The following is a 15,943-nucleotide window of genomic DNA, read 5'->3' as shown; positions in this document are numbered from 1 at the left end:
CCGCGGGCTTTTTTTTGAACAAAATATGAGAGCAAAAAATGCGAACACAAAAACCAGCGCTCGAATTACTGATTAATGACGCGCCATATCGGGATAACCCAACGGCAGTATTCCACCAGCTTTGCGGCGCTCGCCCGGCAACCTTGCTGCTCGAATCCGCCGATATCGACAGTAAAAACGATTTGAAAAGCCTGCTGTTAGTCGACAGCGCGCTACGTATTACCGCATTAGGTGACACCGTCACTATTCACGCACTTTCAGAGAACGGCGCTTCACTGCTCCCTCTGTTAGATGCCGCATTGCCTGCCGGTGTTGAAAACGAACACTCTCCTCAAGGCCGCGTACTGCGCTTCCCGACGGTTAGCTCGCTACTCGATGAAGATGCGCGTCTGTGTTCACTGTCAGTATTTGACGCATTCCGCCTGATGCAGGAACTGGTTACTGTGCCGGAAGACGAGCGCGAAGCCATGTTCTTCGGCGGTTTATTTGCCTATGACCTGGTCGCAGGGTTTGAAGACCTGCCAGCCCTAAAGCAAGATAACAATTGCCCTGACTACTGTTTCTATCTGGCAGAAACACTGCTGGTTATCGATCATCAGAAAAAGAGCACCCGCATTCAGGCCAGCTTATTTACTCCATCAGCATCAGAAAAACAGCGCTTGATTCAGCGTGCTGCACAACTGAGCAAGCAAATGCAGCAAGAGCCCGCTGCATTGCCCGTGCAGAAAGTTGAGCACATGACCTGCGAGTGCAACCAGAGCGATGAAGAATTTGGCGACGTGGTGCGCAAAATGCAAAAAGCGATTCGCATCGGTGAGATTTTCCAGGTTGTTCCTTCTCGCCGTTTTTCACTGCCGTGCCCTTCTCCACTTGCGGCTTACCAGACGCTGAAGAAGAGCAATCCAAGCCCGTACATGTTCTTCATGCAGGATAACGACTTCACACTGTTTGGCGCATCGCCTGAAAGTTCACTTAAGTATGATGCGACATCGCGTCAGATTGAAATCTATCCCATTGCCGGTACTCGCCCACGGGGTCGTCGTGCTGACGGAACGCTGGACCGCGATCTGGATAGCCGCATTGAACTGGAAATGCGTACTGACCATAAAGAGATGTCCGAACACCTGATGTTGGTTGACCTGGCACGTAACGACCTGGCGCGCATTTGTACCCCAGGCAGCCGTTATGTTGCTGACCTGACTAAAGTCGACCGCTACTCCTTTGTGATGCACTTGGTTTCTCGCGTAGTAGGTGAATTGCGTAACGATCTCGACGTACTGCACGCCTACCGCGCCTGCATGAATATGGGCACCCTGAGCGGCGCGCCAAAAGTCCGTGCGATGCAATTGATTGCCAAAGCAGAAGCCGTTCGTCGCGGCAGTTACGGTGGTGCTGTGGGTTATTTCACTGCTCATGGCGATTTGGATACCTGCATCGTCATCCGCTCCGCCTACGTTGAAAATGGTATTGCCACCGTTCAGGCGGGTGCTGGCGTGGTACTGGACTCTGTACCGCAGTCTGAAGCTGATGAAACCCGCAACAAAGCCCGCGCTGTACTGCGCGCCATTGCCGCCGCGCATCACGCACAGGAGATTTTCTGATGGCTGACATTCTGCTGCTCGATAACATCGACTCGTTTACCTACAACCTGGCCGATCAATTACGCGCCAACGGTCATAATGTCGTTATTTATCGCAATCACGTTCCTGCGCAGACCTTAATTGAACGTCTGGCTACTATGGACAATCCCGTACTGATGCTTTCCCCAGGCCCTGGTGCGCCAAGTGAAGCAGGTTGTATGCCCGAACTGTTAACGCGACTGCGAGGAAAATTACCGATTATTGGTATCTGCCTGGGTCACCAGGCGATTGTTGAAGCCTACGGTGGCTACGTCGGCCAGGCAGGCGAAATCCTGCATGGTAAAGCGTCGATCATTTCTCATGACGGCGAAGCGATGTTTACGGGTTTACCTAACCCACTCCCGGTTGCGCGCTACCATTCATTAGTCGGCAGCAATATTCCGGCAGGTTTGACCATCAACGCCCACTTTGATGGTATGGTCATGGCCGTACGCCACGATGCTGACCGTGTATGTGGATTCCAGTTCCACCCGGAATCCATCCTCACCACGCATGGTGCTCGTCTGCTTGAGCAAACCCTCGACTGGGCGCTGCTGAAGTTAAAGCAGGCCAATACGCTGCAACCGATTCTCGACAAACTTTACCAGGCACAAACCCTGAGCCGTGAAGAAAGCCACCAACTTTTTGCCGCTATCGTGCGTGGCGAGCTGAAGCCAGAACAGCTGGCGGCGGCCCTGGTCAGTATGAAAGTGCGCGGTGAGCATCCGAACGAAATCGCAGGTGCTGCTACCGCGTTGCTTGAAGCCGCAGCGCCATTCCCAAGCCCTGAGTATCCGTTTGCCGACATCGTCGGTACCGGTGGTGACGGTAGCAACAGCATTAATATCTCTACCGCCAGCGCATTTGTTGCTGCCGCGGTCGGATTGAAAGTGGCCAAACACGGTAACCGCAGCGTTTCCAGTAAATCAGGTTCATCCGACTTATTAGCTGCATTTGGGATCAACCTCGAAATGAGCGCTGAAACGTCGCGCAAAGCGTTAGATGAATTGGGCGTTTGCTTCCTGTTTGCACCGAAATACCACACTGGTTTCCGACATGCGATGCCCGTGCGCCAACAGTTAAAGACGCGTACCCTGTTTAACGTATTGGGACCATTGATTAACCCCGCGCATCCGCAAATGGCATTGATCGGCGTTTACAGCGCGGAACTGGTTCTGCCCATTGCAGAAACTCTCCGCGTGCTGGGTTACAAACGTGCAGCCGTCGTACACAGCGGAGGCATGGATGAGGTTTCTCTGCATGCCACGACGCAAGTTGCAGAACTGCATGACGGCGAAATCAAAAGTTATCAACTGGAAGCCGCAGACTTTGGCCTACCTGCCTATCATCAGGATCAGCTTGCAGGCGGCACACCGGAAGAAAACCGTGACATTCTCACCCGCCTGTTACAAGGTAAAGGTGAGACCGCTCATGAGTCTGCAGTCGCGGCAAACGTCGCCATGTTGATGCGTCTGCATGGACAAGAAGATCTTAAAGAGAATGCACAACGAGTGCTGGAAGTGCTGCGCAGCGGCGCGGCATACGACCGGGTAACAGCACTGGCAGGAAGAGGGTAAGTCATGCAGGAAACCGTATTAAAGAAGATCGTCGACGATAAGGCGATATGGGTTGAAGCACGTAAACAACAGCAACCTCTGGCAAGTTTCCAGAACAACATTGTACCGGCAACACGCAACTTTTATCACGCCCTGCAAGGTGCAAGAACGGCATTCATTCTGGAGTGCAAAAAGGCTTCTCCGTCAAAAGGCGTGATTCGGGATGATTTTGACCCGGCTCGCATTGCTGGGGTGTACAAACACTATGCTTCCGCGATTTCCGTGTTAACCGACGAGAAGTATTTCCAGGGAAGTTTTGATTTTCTGCCGATTGTTAGCGATATCGTCACGCAACCGGTGTTATGCAAAGACTTTATTATCGATGCGTATCAAATTCTTCTGGCTCGTTTTTATCAGGCCGATGCCTGTCTGCTGATGCTCTCGGTGCTTAACGACGAGCAGTACCGCCAGCTCGCAGCCGTTGCACATAGCCTGAACATGGGCGTGTTGACAGAAGTCAGTAATGAAGAAGAGCTGGAACGTGCCATTGCGCTTGACGCAAAAGTCGTCGGTATCAACAACCGTGACCTGCGCGATTTATCCATCGATCTGAATCGTACACGCCAGCTAGCCCCTCGTCTGGGGCACGGCGTCACGGTGATCAGCGAATCGGGTATCAGCAACTATGGTCAAATCCGCGAACTCAGCCATTTCGCCAACGGCTTCCTGATAGGCTCTGCCTTAATGGGCGAAGATGATTTAAATGCTGCCGTTCGGCGTGTGACGCTCGGTGAAAACAAAGTCTGCGGCCTGACTCGCCCACAAGATGCACGCGCCGCATTTGAAGCGGGTGCTATTTATGGCGGACTGATTTTTGTTCCTGCCTCACCGCGTTTTATCAGCGATGAAACTGCCGCATCGGTCATCGAAGCCGCCGCACTGAAATATGTTGGCGTATTCCGTGACACCGCGATTGACGAGGTCGTACAAAAAGCCGCGCTGTTCTCTCTTAGCTCTGTGCAACTGCATGGTGAAGAAAACCAGGCGTATATAGACGATCTTCGTGCGGCCCTTCCGGCAAATGTACAAATCTGGAAAGCATTGAGCGTGAAAGAGAGTTTGCCTGCTCGTGATTTAAACCACGTCGACAAGTACCTGTTCGATAACGGCCAGGGCGGTAGCGGCCAGCGTTTTGACTGGTCACTGCTCACAGGACAGAATCTGGAAAATGTGATTCTGGCGGGTGGTTTAGGTGCTGATAACTGCGTAGATGCTGCCAAAACCGGCTGCGCAGGATTAGATTTCAACTCAGGTGTCGAAAGCGCGCCGGGTATAAAAGATGCTAACAAGCTGGCTGCCGTCTTCCAGACGCTGCGGGCTTACTAAGGAAAATATCATGACATTACTTAATCCCTATTTCGGTGAGTTTGGCGGTATGTATGTACCGCAAATTTTGATGCCTGCACTGCGCCAGTTGGAAGAAGCGTTTGTGGCAGCCCAAAGCGATGCAGAGTTTCAGGCAGAATTTAACGACCTGCTGAAAAACTACGCGGGCCGCCCAACGGCACTGACCAAGTGCAGAAATCTGACCGCTGGCACGAAAACGACTCTCTATTTAAAACGCGAAGATTTGCTACACGGCGGCGCGCACAAAACTAACCAGGTACTTGGCCAGGCGTTGTTGGCGAAGAAAATGGGTAAAACTGAAATTATCGCTGAAACTGGCGCGGGCCAGCACGGTGTGGCGTCGGCATTAGCCAGCGCCCTGCTCGGCTTAAAATGCCGTATCTATATGGGTGCAAAAGACGTTGAGCGTCAGTCACCAAACGTGTTCCGTATGCGTCTTATGGGTGCGGAAGTGATCCCAGTACACAGCGGTTCCGCCACGTTAAAAGACGCATGCAACGAAGCGCTCCGCGATTGGTCTGGTAGCTACGACACCGCACACTATATGCTGGGTACTGCAGCAGGCCCGCACCCATTCCCAACTATCGTGCGTGAGTTCCAGCGCATGATTGGCGAGGAAACCAAAGCACAGATCCTTGAAAAAGAAGGCCGTCTGCCAGATGCAGTAATCGCCTGCGTGGGCGGAGGTTCGAATGCTATTGGCATGTTTGCTGATTTCATCAATGAAACGAACGTGGGTCTGATTGGTGTTGAACCTGCTGGTCACGGTATCGAAAGCGGTGAGCATGGCGCACCATTAAAACATGGTCGCGTGGGGATTTACTTCGGTATGAAATCGCCAATGATGCAAACGGACGAAGGCCAAATTGAAGAGTCCTATTCCATCTCGGCTGGTCTGGACTTCCCTTCTGTTGGCCCACAGCATGCGCACCTGAACAGCATTGGCCGTGCGGACTATGTCTCGATTACAGATGACGAAGCTTTGGAAGCTTTCAAAACGCTGTGCCTCAAAGAAGGGATTATTCCTGCGCTGGAATCTTCTCACGCACTGGCTCATGCGCTAAAAATGATGAAAGAAAACCCAGAAAAAGAACAACTGTTGGTGGTGAATCTCTCTGGCCGTGGTGACAAAGATATCTTCACTGTTCACGACATCCTTAAAGCACGAGGGGAAATTTAATGGAACGTTATCAACACGCATTCGAACAGTTAAAAGCTCGCAAGGAAGGTGCTTTTGTTCCTTTCGTCACCCTTGGCGACCCAACACCTGAACAGTCATTGAAGATAATCGACACACTGATTGAAGCGGGTGCTGACGCACTGGAGCTGGGTATTCCTTTCTCCGACCCATTGGCAGATGGCCCAACCATTCAGAACGCTGCACTGCGCGCATTTGCCGCAGGTGTAACGCCAACACAATGCTTTGAAATGCTGGCGGCAATTCGCCATAAACACCCGACCATTCCGATTGGCTTGCTGATGTACGCAAACCTGGTGTTTAACCGTGGCATTGATGAGTTTTATGCGTTGTGTGCAAAAGTGGGCGTTGATTCCGTGCTGATTGCGGATGTCCCTATTGAAGAGTCTGCGCCATTCCGTCAGGCCGCCATGCGCCACAACGTCGCGCCAATCTTCATTTGTCCACCGAATGCGGATGACGCGCTGCTGCGTGAAATCGCAACTCATGGCCGTGGTTACACTTATCTGCTGTCTCGTGCGGGTGTGACGGGAGCGGAAACTCGCGCCCAGTTGCCGCTGCATCATCTGGTAGAAAAGCTGACTGAATTTGGTGCGGCGCCTTCGCTGCAAGGCTTTGGGATTTCCGAACCATCGCAAGTTAAAGATGCAATTGCTGCGGGCGCTGCCGGGGCGATTTCAGGTTCCGCCATCGTGAAGATTATCGAGAAGAACCTTGATAAACCGGATGTGATGTTAAGCGAGCTGAAAGCCTTTGTGCAGGCGCTGAAAGCAGCAACTCACACGGAATAAGAAAACTGATTGGCCGGAGCCATTCCGGCCTTTATTGTTTCCAGAAAGTCATAATCGATAACCTTCAGAAAACATAAAAACCGACAGTTCAATGTACATGTTTTACAAAAATGTTTGTGTGCATGAAATGTTTGTGCGGACCATCAAACTTGCACGCATTACTCCTGTTTTTCCGATAGTCTATTGGACATTATCCCTACTATTGGTTTTTTCTGCTGGAGAGTTTGAAGTTGTTTAAGGTTATTACCACTGCTGCATTTGCACTGATTTCACTACTATGGGGTGCGTTAATCTTCGATATAGAAATGATTTCTCACCCTTTATCCCAGGTTACGCATTGGTTCGAAGATAGATTTTAAGCCCACCTGCACATAGACGCGTACTTTCCGTCATCTAAATACAGGCGAGCGTGTAGATCGTTATGACCTGCATCGAGAGCTTTTTTGGGATTATCAGTTCTGAGATTTTAGAAGTTTTATGAAGTGAGCTGCCCGCTCGTGACGTTCAGCCCAAACAACTCATATCAAGTTATTGCATTTAATTAAGAAATGCATTGCCAGAAGATAGGTTTCTACTCCTTTATTTTTTCGTCGAAAAATTCTTCATAGCGAGAATAGAATTCGCCAATTAGCTTCATTGGGTTGGTTGCAGCGGTGAATGCTTGACTTGTGGTTATTTGAGCAGATCTATAAGCGTTATGTGTCTCGACAGCTAAACGCATTAAAAACATGACTTTTTCTTCTTTGGTCATTTTTGATATTCCTCGAGCGTCGTGAAGAGTATCAAAATACCACCAACGATGTGTCATTGAAAAGATAGGTAACAAAATGTATTCAAAAATACTGGCCATATAATGACCAGTTTTGCAGGGGTTTTGCTGAAGTACTTTAGAAGCGGTAACCCGCAGAGAACATAAACACCCACGGGTCAATGCGTGTCTTGATATTCTGCTGTTCGCCACCCGCTTTAAATTTCACTTCGGTGTCGATATCCATGTACCAGACTGACATATTCAGCAGCCAGTTCTGATTGACCATATAATCCAACCCCACCTGACCCGCTGCACCCCACGAATCTTTGACGCTAAGGTCGCTTAAACCGGCATCTTTGCCCGTCTGGTTAAAATCGGCATCAAAGAAGGTGGTGTAGTTGATGCCTGCACCAATGTATGGACGTACTTTGCTTTTCGAATCGCCAAAGTACCACTGTGCCATCAGCGTTGGCGGCAGTTGATGTACAGTGGCTATGTCACCTGTTGGGCCTAACCCGACGCGATGGCGGAATGGTGTAGCAGCCAGCAGTTCGATTCCTATGTTTTCCGTCACCATGTAATCAAATGTCAGCCCCAGTTGGGTATTGTTGCTGACGCTAAAACCACCCATTCCAAGCACATTGTCAGAACCTTCCGTTGGGCGCACGGTAGCAGAACCCGCACGCATGAAGAACTCACCTTGTTGATGTGCCAGCGCTTCACCTGACAAACAGGTTAATGCGAGTAACGCCACAGACAGTTTTTTCATAGCCCTCTCCTTGTTATGGTTTTATAAGCGGGCTGAATATACTCATTATTGAGTACAAAGTGATCTTGATTCGATCACACTTCACTGGCTAATTTAACATTTAATGATCTAGATTAATTTTTCCACATTTTGCTTAAACTGGTAGTCTGAACATAAGATAGCCGCGATCAATTTTATTTAACTCTCGTGTTATCAATCTCTTTGCCCTGCAATCCTTTCACTTTTACGCCAGTCGTTCACCACCAGACCGCCGACCATCACCACAATCGCTACGCCAAAAATCAGGCTGGTCAGATTCGCGCCAAGCCCTAATCCACCATTGTCGACGGGTTGTGATAGCAAATCACCGCAGGCTGCACCGAAGGGCCGCGTGAGAATGTAGGCCGCCCAGAAGCAGAACACCTTATTGGCACTGAAGGTAAAGCAGGCAATAGTGATTATCACAATCCATGCGCCAAAGAAGATGGCGGCACTGCTGTAACCAAGCCCAAGCCCTTCTGCCAACCAGTCTCCAACCGCCGTACCCAGAGCAAATGTCGCAAGGATAGCTAGCCAGTAAAAAGATTCACGGCTCAAACTATCAATGCTGCGAATTGATAGCGTGCCTTCCTGGCGATACCAGACCACAAACGTCACGACTAAAACCACACTAAAAAAGAGTGATGATGCGGCAAGCGGAACCTGCCAGGCGTCGGTTAGATTATCGGTTATCAACGTGCCAAAGACGCTAATAAAAACGACCGTTAGCCAATAAAGAACCGGTTTATAACGTGGTGCGCGCATTTGAAAGAACAGTGCAATCGCCAGTAATATACCGGTAATAATCGAAGTATTTGTCAGGCCAAAGTTAAGGTCCATATTCAGGAAGTCTGCCGCCGTTTCACCGACGGTGGTCGACATCATTTTAATGAACCAGAATACAAGGGTGATTTCCGGGACTTTATTTAACCACCCAGAATAATTTTGTTGGCTATTCATTATTAATTTCTCACATTAGTCAGGCGTTGTATTATTTGCAGACGAGTAATGATCCAGGCGCTTACTGCTGCCACCACCAAAGCACCGAGCATATCAACCGGGAAATGCACGCCAATATAAACTCGGGCCCAGGCTACCGCGACACCAGCCACAGAAAGTAAGATGCCCACTTTCCGATAACGAGGTGTCATCAACATCGTGAAACCAACTGACCACGTCAGCACCGCATGATCGCTTGGGAATGAGGCACTGGCAGCATGAGGAACCAGTGTAAGACCGATACCCTCCACAAACGGGCGTGGCATTGGCCAAATATGGCCAATAGTGATGTTAATCAGCAATGCGAGTCCTGCGCATAATAGGCAGCTCAGCACAAGTTGCCGATTCTCTTTCTTTCCCCAAAGCAAACCTAAAATTAACGGAATAAACCATATTGGTATTTCTGCAATAGCTCGTGCAACGTAAAGCGGGATGACACCAGGAATATGTGATGCATTAATCAGAAGAAATAATGACGTATTAAGTGACATGTTATTGACTCCACCGAGATGACTTTATTTTTATCGGGTTGCTCACAGGAATAAAAGAGAGCACGATAAAAGCCAGCACTATTAATTCCATATGCGTTTTAACCCAGGGGAATAAAACCCAGGAGATAACCGGTGGTGACAAATAATAAACACCATGCAGGGCCATTGGCTTCTCCGGGAAATCCTGTTGTTGGTCTTCCCGGTATTATCAGCTTTTAACCATGACGGTAGCTCAACCTCTGAATGACAATTTTGTCAGAATTGACAGTGGGTGAATGTTATTGCGGTAATACCAGAGTGAAGCAACTTCCCTTGCCTTCTGTGCTTTCCACCTGGATTTTTCCTCCATGCAGCTCGGTAATGGTCTTGGCTAATGCAAGTCCCAGCCCGGTGCTTCCGGCATTGCTGCGTGCATCGTCTACCCTGTAAAAACGGTCAAAAATATGTGGCAAATGTTCGGTACTGATCCCCTCACCATTATCAATTACCGATAACAGTACATTGCCATTTTCCTGCACGGCTTTCAGACACACTTCACCACCCGATGGGGTGTGGCGTATTGCGTTGGAGAGCAAGTTTGAAAGCGCCCGTTGTAAATGCAGTGGGTCGGCGCGGAATGTCACGCTCCCCTCGCTCGTTAGAGTGATCTTTTTTTCTTCAGCCAGGATGTCGTAATAATTAATTAAACGAGCAAATTCCAGGGTGCTATCCAGTTGTTTTATGTGTAGCGGTTCACGACTGTTATCGGCCCTTGCCAGAAACAGCATGGATGAGATCATGCGTGACAACCTTTCACCTTCTTCCACAATCGCCGCCAGAGCATCCCGATACTCTTCCGGGCTGCGTGCTTTGCTCTGCGTCACGCTGGCCGCTGAGATGAGGTTGTTGATCGGGCCGCGCAGTTCATGGGCAATATCAGATGAGAAGCGGCTCAGTTGTTTAAACGACGCTTCAAGGCGTGTCATCATGCCGTCGAACGAAGACGCAAGTGTATTTAGCTCAGATGGCCAGCGCTGAGTGGCAAGACGGGTATGCAAATCCTCCGCGTGAATATACTCAATTTCGCGGCTCATTTTACGCAGCGGATATAGCCCGCGCCGCGCCAGCCAGTAGCCGATTGCCGAAAAGAGAACAATCGCCAGCGCCACCGCAATCTGCATTCGTTCCCAGTAATCTTCAATGATTTCATTGTTGCGCGAAATATTTAGCGCTGCCTGAACCCGCCACGGTTGGTTGCCTTTCAGCAGAAAATGAGTCGAGGTAATCAGGTATTCTTCTGTGATGCCGCCGAAGCGATAGTGCCATGGGCTGTATTTGAACTCAGGTGATGGAGCCGGGAAATCCCCTTCAGGCACCCGCAAATTCTTCGATTGCGCCCATACCTTGCCGTCGGGGCTGATGATGCGCAACGATAGCCTGTCCTGGTGGGCGATAAAATCGAACAACTCTCGCTGCCAGAGATCGGTTGGCCCCTGGCGCTCACTGATGGTGGTGGCAATCTCTTGTTGAAACTGCAAGGTGCTGCGCAGTTCGTTTTCATTTTTTTGGCTGATCTGATTGCGCATGCTGGAGTACAAAAGCCCGGATACGCTATACAGCACCAGCGTCATGGCGATGGTAAAATAGAGCGTCAGCCTTAACGTTATCGAGAAATTACGCGGTATCGGCATTATCTCTTTCTTCCAGCACGTAACCTGCGCCTCTGATGGTATGTAGAAGCTTCATGTCATAGCCATCATCAATTTTGTTGCGCAAACGGCGAATCGCGACATCAATCACGTTGGTTTCCGGGTCAAAATTCATGTCCCATACCTGTTCAGCAAGGACTGTTCGCGAGAGCACCTCGCCGCTACGACGCATCAACAGACTTAAGAGTAGAAATTCTTTTTGCGTAAGCTCAATGCGTTTACCTGCACGCGATACCCGATGTTTGAGAAAATCGAGTTGCAAGGTGCTGATTTGCAATACTGATTCTTCCACTACTGGCGCATGAGCGGCCTGACGGCGCATGATCACGCGTACTCTTGCGAGCAATTCGCTGAAGGAAAAAGGTTTGATCAAGTAATCTTCTGCACCTAATTCCAGACCACGAACCCGATCTTCGACCTCATCCCGCGCAGTGAGGAACATGACTGGAGTGGCCTTCCCCGCCTGGCGTGCCAGCTCAAGAATTTTCCAGCCATTCATGCCCGGCAGCATCACGTCCAGAATCGCAAGGTCATAGTCGTTGGTAAGCAAAAAGTGCAGGCCATCGACACCGTTGTTGGCAACATCAACCACAAAATCGTTTTCTTTCATTCCTTTAGCGATGTAATCCGCCGCCATGGATTGATCTTCAACCAGCAATAGTCTCATTGAGCCTCCAATAAATGCGCCGCGACTACATTTTACCTTGGGCTTTCCGACAAATAGAGGGGCGCTAAGATGACAATTTTGTCATCTTAATCCGCCAGGACACAGGCGTGGCCGCTAACCGCCAGTTTAACTTGCATCCCCACCTGCCACTTTTGCTGACTGACCGTTTTAATCTGTAACGGCGTGGCCCACTCGGGAGAGATGAGCGTCAGTGTTGAAAGGTAACCGGTAAAATCCACTTCGCTGATGGTGACAGCGTGATGAGTTTGAGCATCGGCCTGGTATGGAGAAATAATGATTTGCTCCGGGCGCAGCATTATACGTTTGTCACCGGTAAATTGCGGGTTGTCCGCAGGAATGGTACCCAGTTCACAGTATGCAAAACCGTTGTTGATTTGCGCGGAGAAAATCAACGCATCGCCGAGAAACAGTGCGGTGGCTTCATCCACGGGTTGTGAATAAACCTCGGTCGGCGAACCAACCTGGGAAAAACGTCCATCGCGGATGACCGCAATCTGGCTGGCAAAGGAGAGCGCTTCATGCTGATCGTGAGTCACCAGAATCGACGCCACTCCGGCGTATGCCAATAATTCAGCCGTCGCTTTTCGGGTCGCTGCACGCAGCCCGGTATCGAGTGCCGAGAACGGTTCATCGAGCAACATCAGCACCGGTTCTTGTGCAAGCGCGCGAGCCAGCGCCACGCGTTGCTGTTGTCCGCCTGAGATTTCATGCGGCCAGTGGTCTTGCAGATGACGGTCAAGAGAGACGAGTTCCATCAGTTCTGCGATGCGGCGGCGGTTTTCATGACGGGACCCCGTCAGGCCGTACGCGATGTTTTCTCCCACTTTCATATGTGGGAAAAGCGCCCCTTCCTGCGGAACGAAACCAATGCCACGCTGATGCGCCGGGATAAAGGTGTTTTCGTCAAAAAGCGTTTTACCCGACAGAGTAATTCGCCCGCTATCTGGCGTTTCAAACCCCGCAAGAATGCGCAGCAATGTGGTTTTTCCCGAACCAGATGGCCCAACGATCACCGTCCGGCTGGCAGGCACGACAGATAAATTGATATTTTCCAGCACGGATGTCTGGCCAAATTTTTTGGAAATATTCGCTAGTTCAATCATCTTACAGACCCGCCAGTTTTTGAGACTGCACATATAAAATACCGGTTAACGGCAGTGCAATAAGGACCATCAGCAGCGCATAAGGGGCGGCAGCAACGTAATCAATTTCGCTGGTCAGCGCCCAGAAGGCGGTCGAAAGCGTGCGCGTGCCTGGCGGTGATAGCAAAAGCGTTGCAGTCAACTCATTGGTCACCCCGAGGAATACCAAAGCAGCACCAGCGGCGGCACCCGGAGCCGCAAGGCGCAGGGTAATGCTCCAGATGGCAGCGGCCTGGGTTTTACCTAAACTGCGAGCGACATTCTCAAGTTCTACAGGCGCCTGAGCAATCCCGGCGCGCAAGTTTATCAACGCTCTCGGCGTGAACATCAGCAAGTAAGCCAGAAACAGAGTGACTTCTGTCTGATAGATGGGGCGCATGTAGTGAATGGTTACTGTGACCAGCGACAGTGCAACCACAATGCCGGGCAATGAACTGGTAAAGTAATTACACCCTTCAAGCACGCGGTACAGCGGACGCGGATGGCGCACCGAAAGCCAGGCAATGGGAATACCTGCAAGAATAATGACCAATGCGCCGGCAGATGCCAGCAGCAGAGTCTGGCGCAGAGTGGACCAGAGTTCGGGCTGGTTCCAGTTTTCTATTCCCCCCAACCATAACCAGCGCAACAGCACCGCGATTGGCACCACGAAAGCCAGCAGTATGATTGTAGATGAGAATAACTGACCTAAAATGCTCATCAGCCCGTTCAGACGCAGATGGTTTTGCTGACGCGGCGAACCCGCTCCCACTCGCGCGTAACGGGCTTTGCCACGAGTAGCACCTTCGAGGGTAAGGAACACCAGACAACACAAGGCCAAAACACCCGCCAGCATATTCGCCGCAGGGCCGCTAAACGTCGATTGAAATTGGTCGTAAATAGCAGTGGTGAAGGTATCAAAACGTATCATTGCGTACAGCCCGTATTCCGCCAGCAAATGCAACGTCACTAGCAGCGCCCCACCCCAAATCGCAAGCTTAAGCTGCGGCAGGACAATACGGAAAAATACCGCCCAGGGCGGTGTACCCAGTGAAGCGGCGACATCTTCTAATGTGGGGTCGAGACGACGAAGTACGGCCGCCACAGGCAGATAAATAAAGGGATAATAGGCCAGAACAGACAGAAAGACCCCAGCGGATAAACCGTGCATCGATGGCACCGCACTGACCCATGCGTAACTTTGCACAAAAGCCGGGATTGCCAGGGGAGCCACGGCCAGCATCGACCAGATACGCCTTCCGGCAAGCGTCGTTCTTTCAGTCAGCCAGGCGAGCAATGTACCCGTAAAGATACAAAGCGGGACGGCGATAATCACTAAGAGCAGTGTGTTGCTGAGAAGCTCAGCAACACGAGGACGGAATATGAGTGCCTTGACCGTTTCCCAGCCAGTGTCAAATCCAATAACAATGACAAAAACTGGGGGGATCAGCGATAGCATCGAGAAAAAGATCGCGAGCAGCACCATCAAAAATGCAGGACGCCGCTGTAAATCACGGATCTGTATGTTGGGACTCTCTGTAACGTTAACCACGGACATCAGGCACTCACCACTGCATTTATTAAAGAAGGCCAGCTTCAGTCATCAAATCAATGACTTTTTTGCTATTGAGCGATGACGGTTCAACTTTCGGCGCATCCAGATCTTTCAGTGGAACCAGTTTAGGGTTAGATGCCGCGTTATTACCGACCGCATATTCAAACGCATTATTAGTACGCAGAATATCCTGACCAGATTTACCAGTCACCCACTTCACGAAGGCCTGAGCCTGCTGTTGATGCTTGCTGGAAGCCAGAACACCACCGCCAGAGATACTGACAAATGCGCCTGGGTCCTGATGTTTAAAGTAGTGGAGTTGCGTGTTTTTGCTGTTTTCGCCAGTTTTGGCCTGGTCAACAAAACGGTAATAGTGATAAATCACCCCACCATCAATCTGATCTGCGTTCACGGCTTTCATGACGGTGCTATTGCCTTTATAAGCAACAAAGTTTGTTTTCATTGCTTTCAGCCAATCCAGCGTTGCTTTCTCGCCTTTCAGTGCCAGAACGGCGCTTACGATCGCCTGGAAATCAGCACCTGACGGGGAAGCAGCCCAGCGCCCTTTCCACTCAGGTTTCGCCAAATCCATTAAGGATTTTGGCAATTGCGCTTCGCTCAGTTTTGCAGGGTTATACACGAACACGGTGCTACGGGCGGCAATGCCAATCCAGCGCCCATGATCCGGACGATATGCTGGAGCGACCTGCGCAAGAGTATCGGCATCCAGAGGTGCAAATAATTTCGCGTTATCAACCAGTACCATCGCAGGTGAGTTTTCGGTCAGGAAAACGTCCGCAGGCGACGCACTGCCTTCCTGCACCAGCTGATTTCCTAACTCACTGTCGCCGCCGTTACGCAGGGTGACTTTGATGCCCGTCTCTTTGGTGAAGCCATCGACCCAAGACTGAACCAGATTTTCATGCTGGGCGTTATAAACCACGATTCCTTCGTTGTTATCCGCCGCACTGGCAAATGACGACAGTAGAATAGATGAAGTCACTACTGCGATGGAGCAAAGGGACGATACGCCAAATTTCATAAGTTAATCCTTCATAAAAATGAGTACATAACACCAGAATGCATAGCGACGCGGATTACACCACAGCGCATTCGGAATGATAATGAAAATGGTTATCATTTTTAAAGAAAGGTAAAAAATGTGGCGGATCGAGGCTTTACTAAGAAAATATCCTGCTCCCGAATGACGGAGGTTAAAAACATTAGTAAAACCTTAGGAACAATTGACCATGGCACGAAAAATCGCACGACCGCCATTTTGTAACGTTCCC

Annotated in this window: 14 protein-coding genes and 1 other annotated feature (1 of these 15 only partly in view); of the genes, 5 read left to right on the top strand and 9 right to left on the bottom strand. The window is 50.3% G+C overall.

Annotated elements, in window-relative coordinates; genetic code table 11:
• Positions 1 to 16, top strand: a sequence feature (Trp leader region) (it extends 82 nt beyond the left edge of the window).
• Between the two features lie 22 nt (positions 17 to 38).
• The 5 genes from OH773_RS09905 to trpA are packed head-to-tail and all read left to right on the top strand — an operon-like array spanning position 39 to position 6,571.
• Positions 39 to 1,601, top strand: a complete 1,563-nt coding sequence (locus tag OH773_RS09905; protein WP_270145280.1) for an anthranilate synthase component 1 — start codon at positions 39 to 41, stop codon at positions 1,599 to 1,601.
• Positions 1,601 to 3,196 (top strand): bifunctional anthranilate synthase glutamate amidotransferase component TrpG/anthranilate phosphoribosyltransferase TrpD, encoded by a 1,596-nt coding sequence (trpD, locus tag OH773_RS09900; protein WP_270145279.1) that lies wholly within the window; start codon positions 1,601 to 1,603, stop codon positions 3,194 to 3,196. The genes OH773_RS09905 and trpD overlap by 1 nt, the downstream gene beginning before the upstream one ends.
• Before the next feature lie 3 nt (positions 3,197 to 3,199).
• Positions 3,200 to 4,561: a bifunctional indole-3-glycerol-phosphate synthase TrpC/phosphoribosylanthranilate isomerase TrpF gene (trpCF, locus tag OH773_RS09895; protein WP_270145277.1), complete on the top strand. Its 1,362-nt coding sequence runs from the start codon at positions 3,200 to 3,202 to the stop codon at positions 4,559 to 4,561.
• Between the two features lie 7 nt (positions 4,562 to 4,568).
• Positions 4,569 to 5,762, top strand: coding sequence for a tryptophan synthase subunit beta (gene trpB, locus OH773_RS09890; protein WP_270145797.1), 1,194 nt, complete (start codon positions 4,569 to 4,571; stop codon positions 5,760 to 5,762).
• Positions 5,762 to 6,571 (top strand): tryptophan synthase subunit alpha, encoded by an 810-nt coding sequence (gene trpA / locus OH773_RS09885; RefSeq protein ID WP_270145275.1) that lies wholly within the window; start codon positions 5,762 to 5,764, stop codon positions 6,569 to 6,571. Before trpB ends, trpA begins: the two co-directional genes overlap by 1 nt.
• A gap of 571 nt (positions 6,572 to 7,142) precedes the next feature.
• Here trpA and OH773_RS09880 read toward each other — a convergent pair.
• From OH773_RS09880 to OH773_RS09840, 9 genes are all read right to left on the bottom strand, one after another.
• Positions 7,143 to 7,322: a hypothetical protein gene (locus tag OH773_RS09880; RefSeq protein WP_270145273.1), complete on the bottom strand. Its 180-nt coding sequence runs from the start codon at positions 7,320 to 7,322 to the stop codon at positions 7,143 to 7,145.
• Between the two features lie 136 nt (positions 7,323 to 7,458).
• Positions 7,459 to 8,091, bottom strand: a complete 633-nt coding sequence (ompW, locus tag OH773_RS09875) for an outer membrane protein OmpW (RefSeq protein WP_270145271.1) — start codon at positions 8,089 to 8,091, stop codon at positions 7,459 to 7,461.
• Between the two features lie 192 nt (positions 8,092 to 8,283).
• Positions 8,284 to 9,069: a COG4705 family protein gene (locus OH773_RS09870; RefSeq protein WP_270145268.1), complete on the bottom strand. Its 786-nt coding sequence runs from the start codon at positions 9,067 to 9,069 to the stop codon at positions 8,284 to 8,286.
• Between the two features lie 2 nt (positions 9,070 to 9,071).
• Positions 9,072 to 9,599 carry an undecaprenyl-diphosphatase gene (locus tag OH773_RS09865; RefSeq protein ID WP_270145266.1) on the bottom strand — a complete coding sequence of 176 codons (528 nt, stop codon included), beginning with the start codon at positions 9,597 to 9,599 and terminating at the stop codon, positions 9,072 to 9,074.
• Between the two features lie 278 nt (positions 9,600 to 9,877).
• On the bottom strand, positions 9,878 to 11,269 hold the full coding sequence (locus OH773_RS09860; protein ID WP_270145263.1) for a heavy metal sensor histidine kinase: 1,392 nt from the start codon (positions 11,267 to 11,269) through the stop codon (positions 9,878 to 9,880).
• Positions 11,253 to 11,954 (bottom strand): heavy metal response regulator transcription factor, encoded by a 702-nt coding sequence (locus OH773_RS09855; protein WP_270145261.1) that lies wholly within the window; start codon positions 11,952 to 11,954, stop codon positions 11,253 to 11,255. The genes OH773_RS09860 and OH773_RS09855 overlap by 17 nt, the downstream gene beginning before the upstream one ends.
• Positions 11,955 to 12,040: 86 nt before the next feature.
• Complete coding sequence (locus tag OH773_RS09850; protein WP_270145259.1) at positions 12,041 to 13,078, bottom strand: ABC transporter ATP-binding protein; 1,038 nt, start codon at positions 13,076 to 13,078, stop codon at positions 12,041 to 12,043.
• Between the two features lies 1 nt (position 13,079).
• Positions 13,080 to 14,582 (bottom strand): ABC transporter permease, encoded by a 1,503-nt coding sequence (locus OH773_RS09845; protein WP_442865679.1) that lies wholly within the window; start codon positions 14,580 to 14,582, stop codon positions 13,080 to 13,082.
• 94 nt (positions 14,583 to 14,676) lie between these two features.
• Positions 14,677 to 15,693 carry an iron ABC transporter substrate-binding protein gene (locus OH773_RS09840; protein WP_270145254.1) on the bottom strand — a complete coding sequence of 339 codons (1,017 nt, stop codon included), beginning with the start codon at positions 15,691 to 15,693 and terminating at the stop codon, positions 14,677 to 14,679.
• Positions 15,694 to 15,943 lie beyond the last annotated feature (250 nt).

Origin of the sequence: Buttiauxella sp. WJP83 (assembly GCF_027594725.1) — a bacterium.
Lineage (GTDB): Bacteria > Pseudomonadota > Gammaproteobacteria > Enterobacterales > Enterobacteriaceae > Buttiauxella > Buttiauxella selenatireducens.
The sequence above is the reverse complement of the archived record's forward strand: the minus strand, read 5'-3'. Positions and strand labels throughout refer to the sequence as shown.

Excerpts from the sequence above, each read along its gene's own strand:
- OH773_RS09905 (WP_270145280.1), top strand. The coding sequence starts at position 39 with ATGCGAACACAAAAACCAGCGCTCGAATTACTGATTAATGACGCGCCA.
- trpD (WP_270145279.1), top strand. The coding sequence starts at position 1,601 with ATGGCTGACATTCTGCTGCTCGATAACATCGACTCGTTTACCTACAAC.
- trpCF (WP_270145277.1), top strand. The coding sequence starts at position 3,200 with ATGCAGGAAACCGTATTAAAGAAGATCGTCGACGATAAGGCGATATGG.
- trpA (WP_270145275.1), top strand. The coding sequence starts at position 5,762 with ATGGAACGTTATCAACACGCATTCGAACAGTTAAAAGCTCGCAAGGAA.
- OH773_RS09880 (WP_270145273.1), bottom strand. The coding sequence starts at position 7,322 with ATGACCAAAGAAGAAAAAGTCATGTTTTTAATGCGTTTAGCTGTCGAG.
- ompW (WP_270145271.1), bottom strand. The coding sequence starts at position 8,091 with ATGAAAAAACTGTCTGTGGCGTTACTCGCATTAACCTGTTTGTCAGGT.
- OH773_RS09870 (WP_270145268.1), bottom strand. The coding sequence starts at position 9,069 with ATGAATAGCCAACAAAATTATTCTGGGTGGTTAAATAAAGTCCCGGAA.
- OH773_RS09865 (WP_270145266.1), bottom strand. The coding sequence starts at position 9,599 with ATGTCACTTAATACGTCATTATTTCTTCTGATTAATGCATCACATATT.
- OH773_RS09860 (WP_270145263.1), bottom strand. The coding sequence starts at position 11,269 with ATGCCGATACCGCGTAATTTCTCGATAACGTTAAGGCTGACGCTCTAT.
- OH773_RS09855 (WP_270145261.1), bottom strand. The coding sequence starts at position 11,954 with ATGAGACTATTGCTGGTTGAAGATCAATCCATGGCGGCGGATTACATC.
- OH773_RS09850 (WP_270145259.1), bottom strand. The coding sequence starts at position 13,078 with ATGATTGAACTAGCGAATATTTCCAAAAAATTTGGCCAGACATCCGTG.
- OH773_RS09845 (WP_442865679.1), bottom strand. The coding sequence starts at position 14,582 with ATGGTGCTGCTCGCGATCTTTTTCTCGATGCTATCGCTGATCCCCCCA.
- OH773_RS09840 (WP_270145254.1), bottom strand. The coding sequence starts at position 15,693 with ATGAAATTTGGCGTATCGTCCCTTTGCTCCATCGCAGTAGTGACTTCA.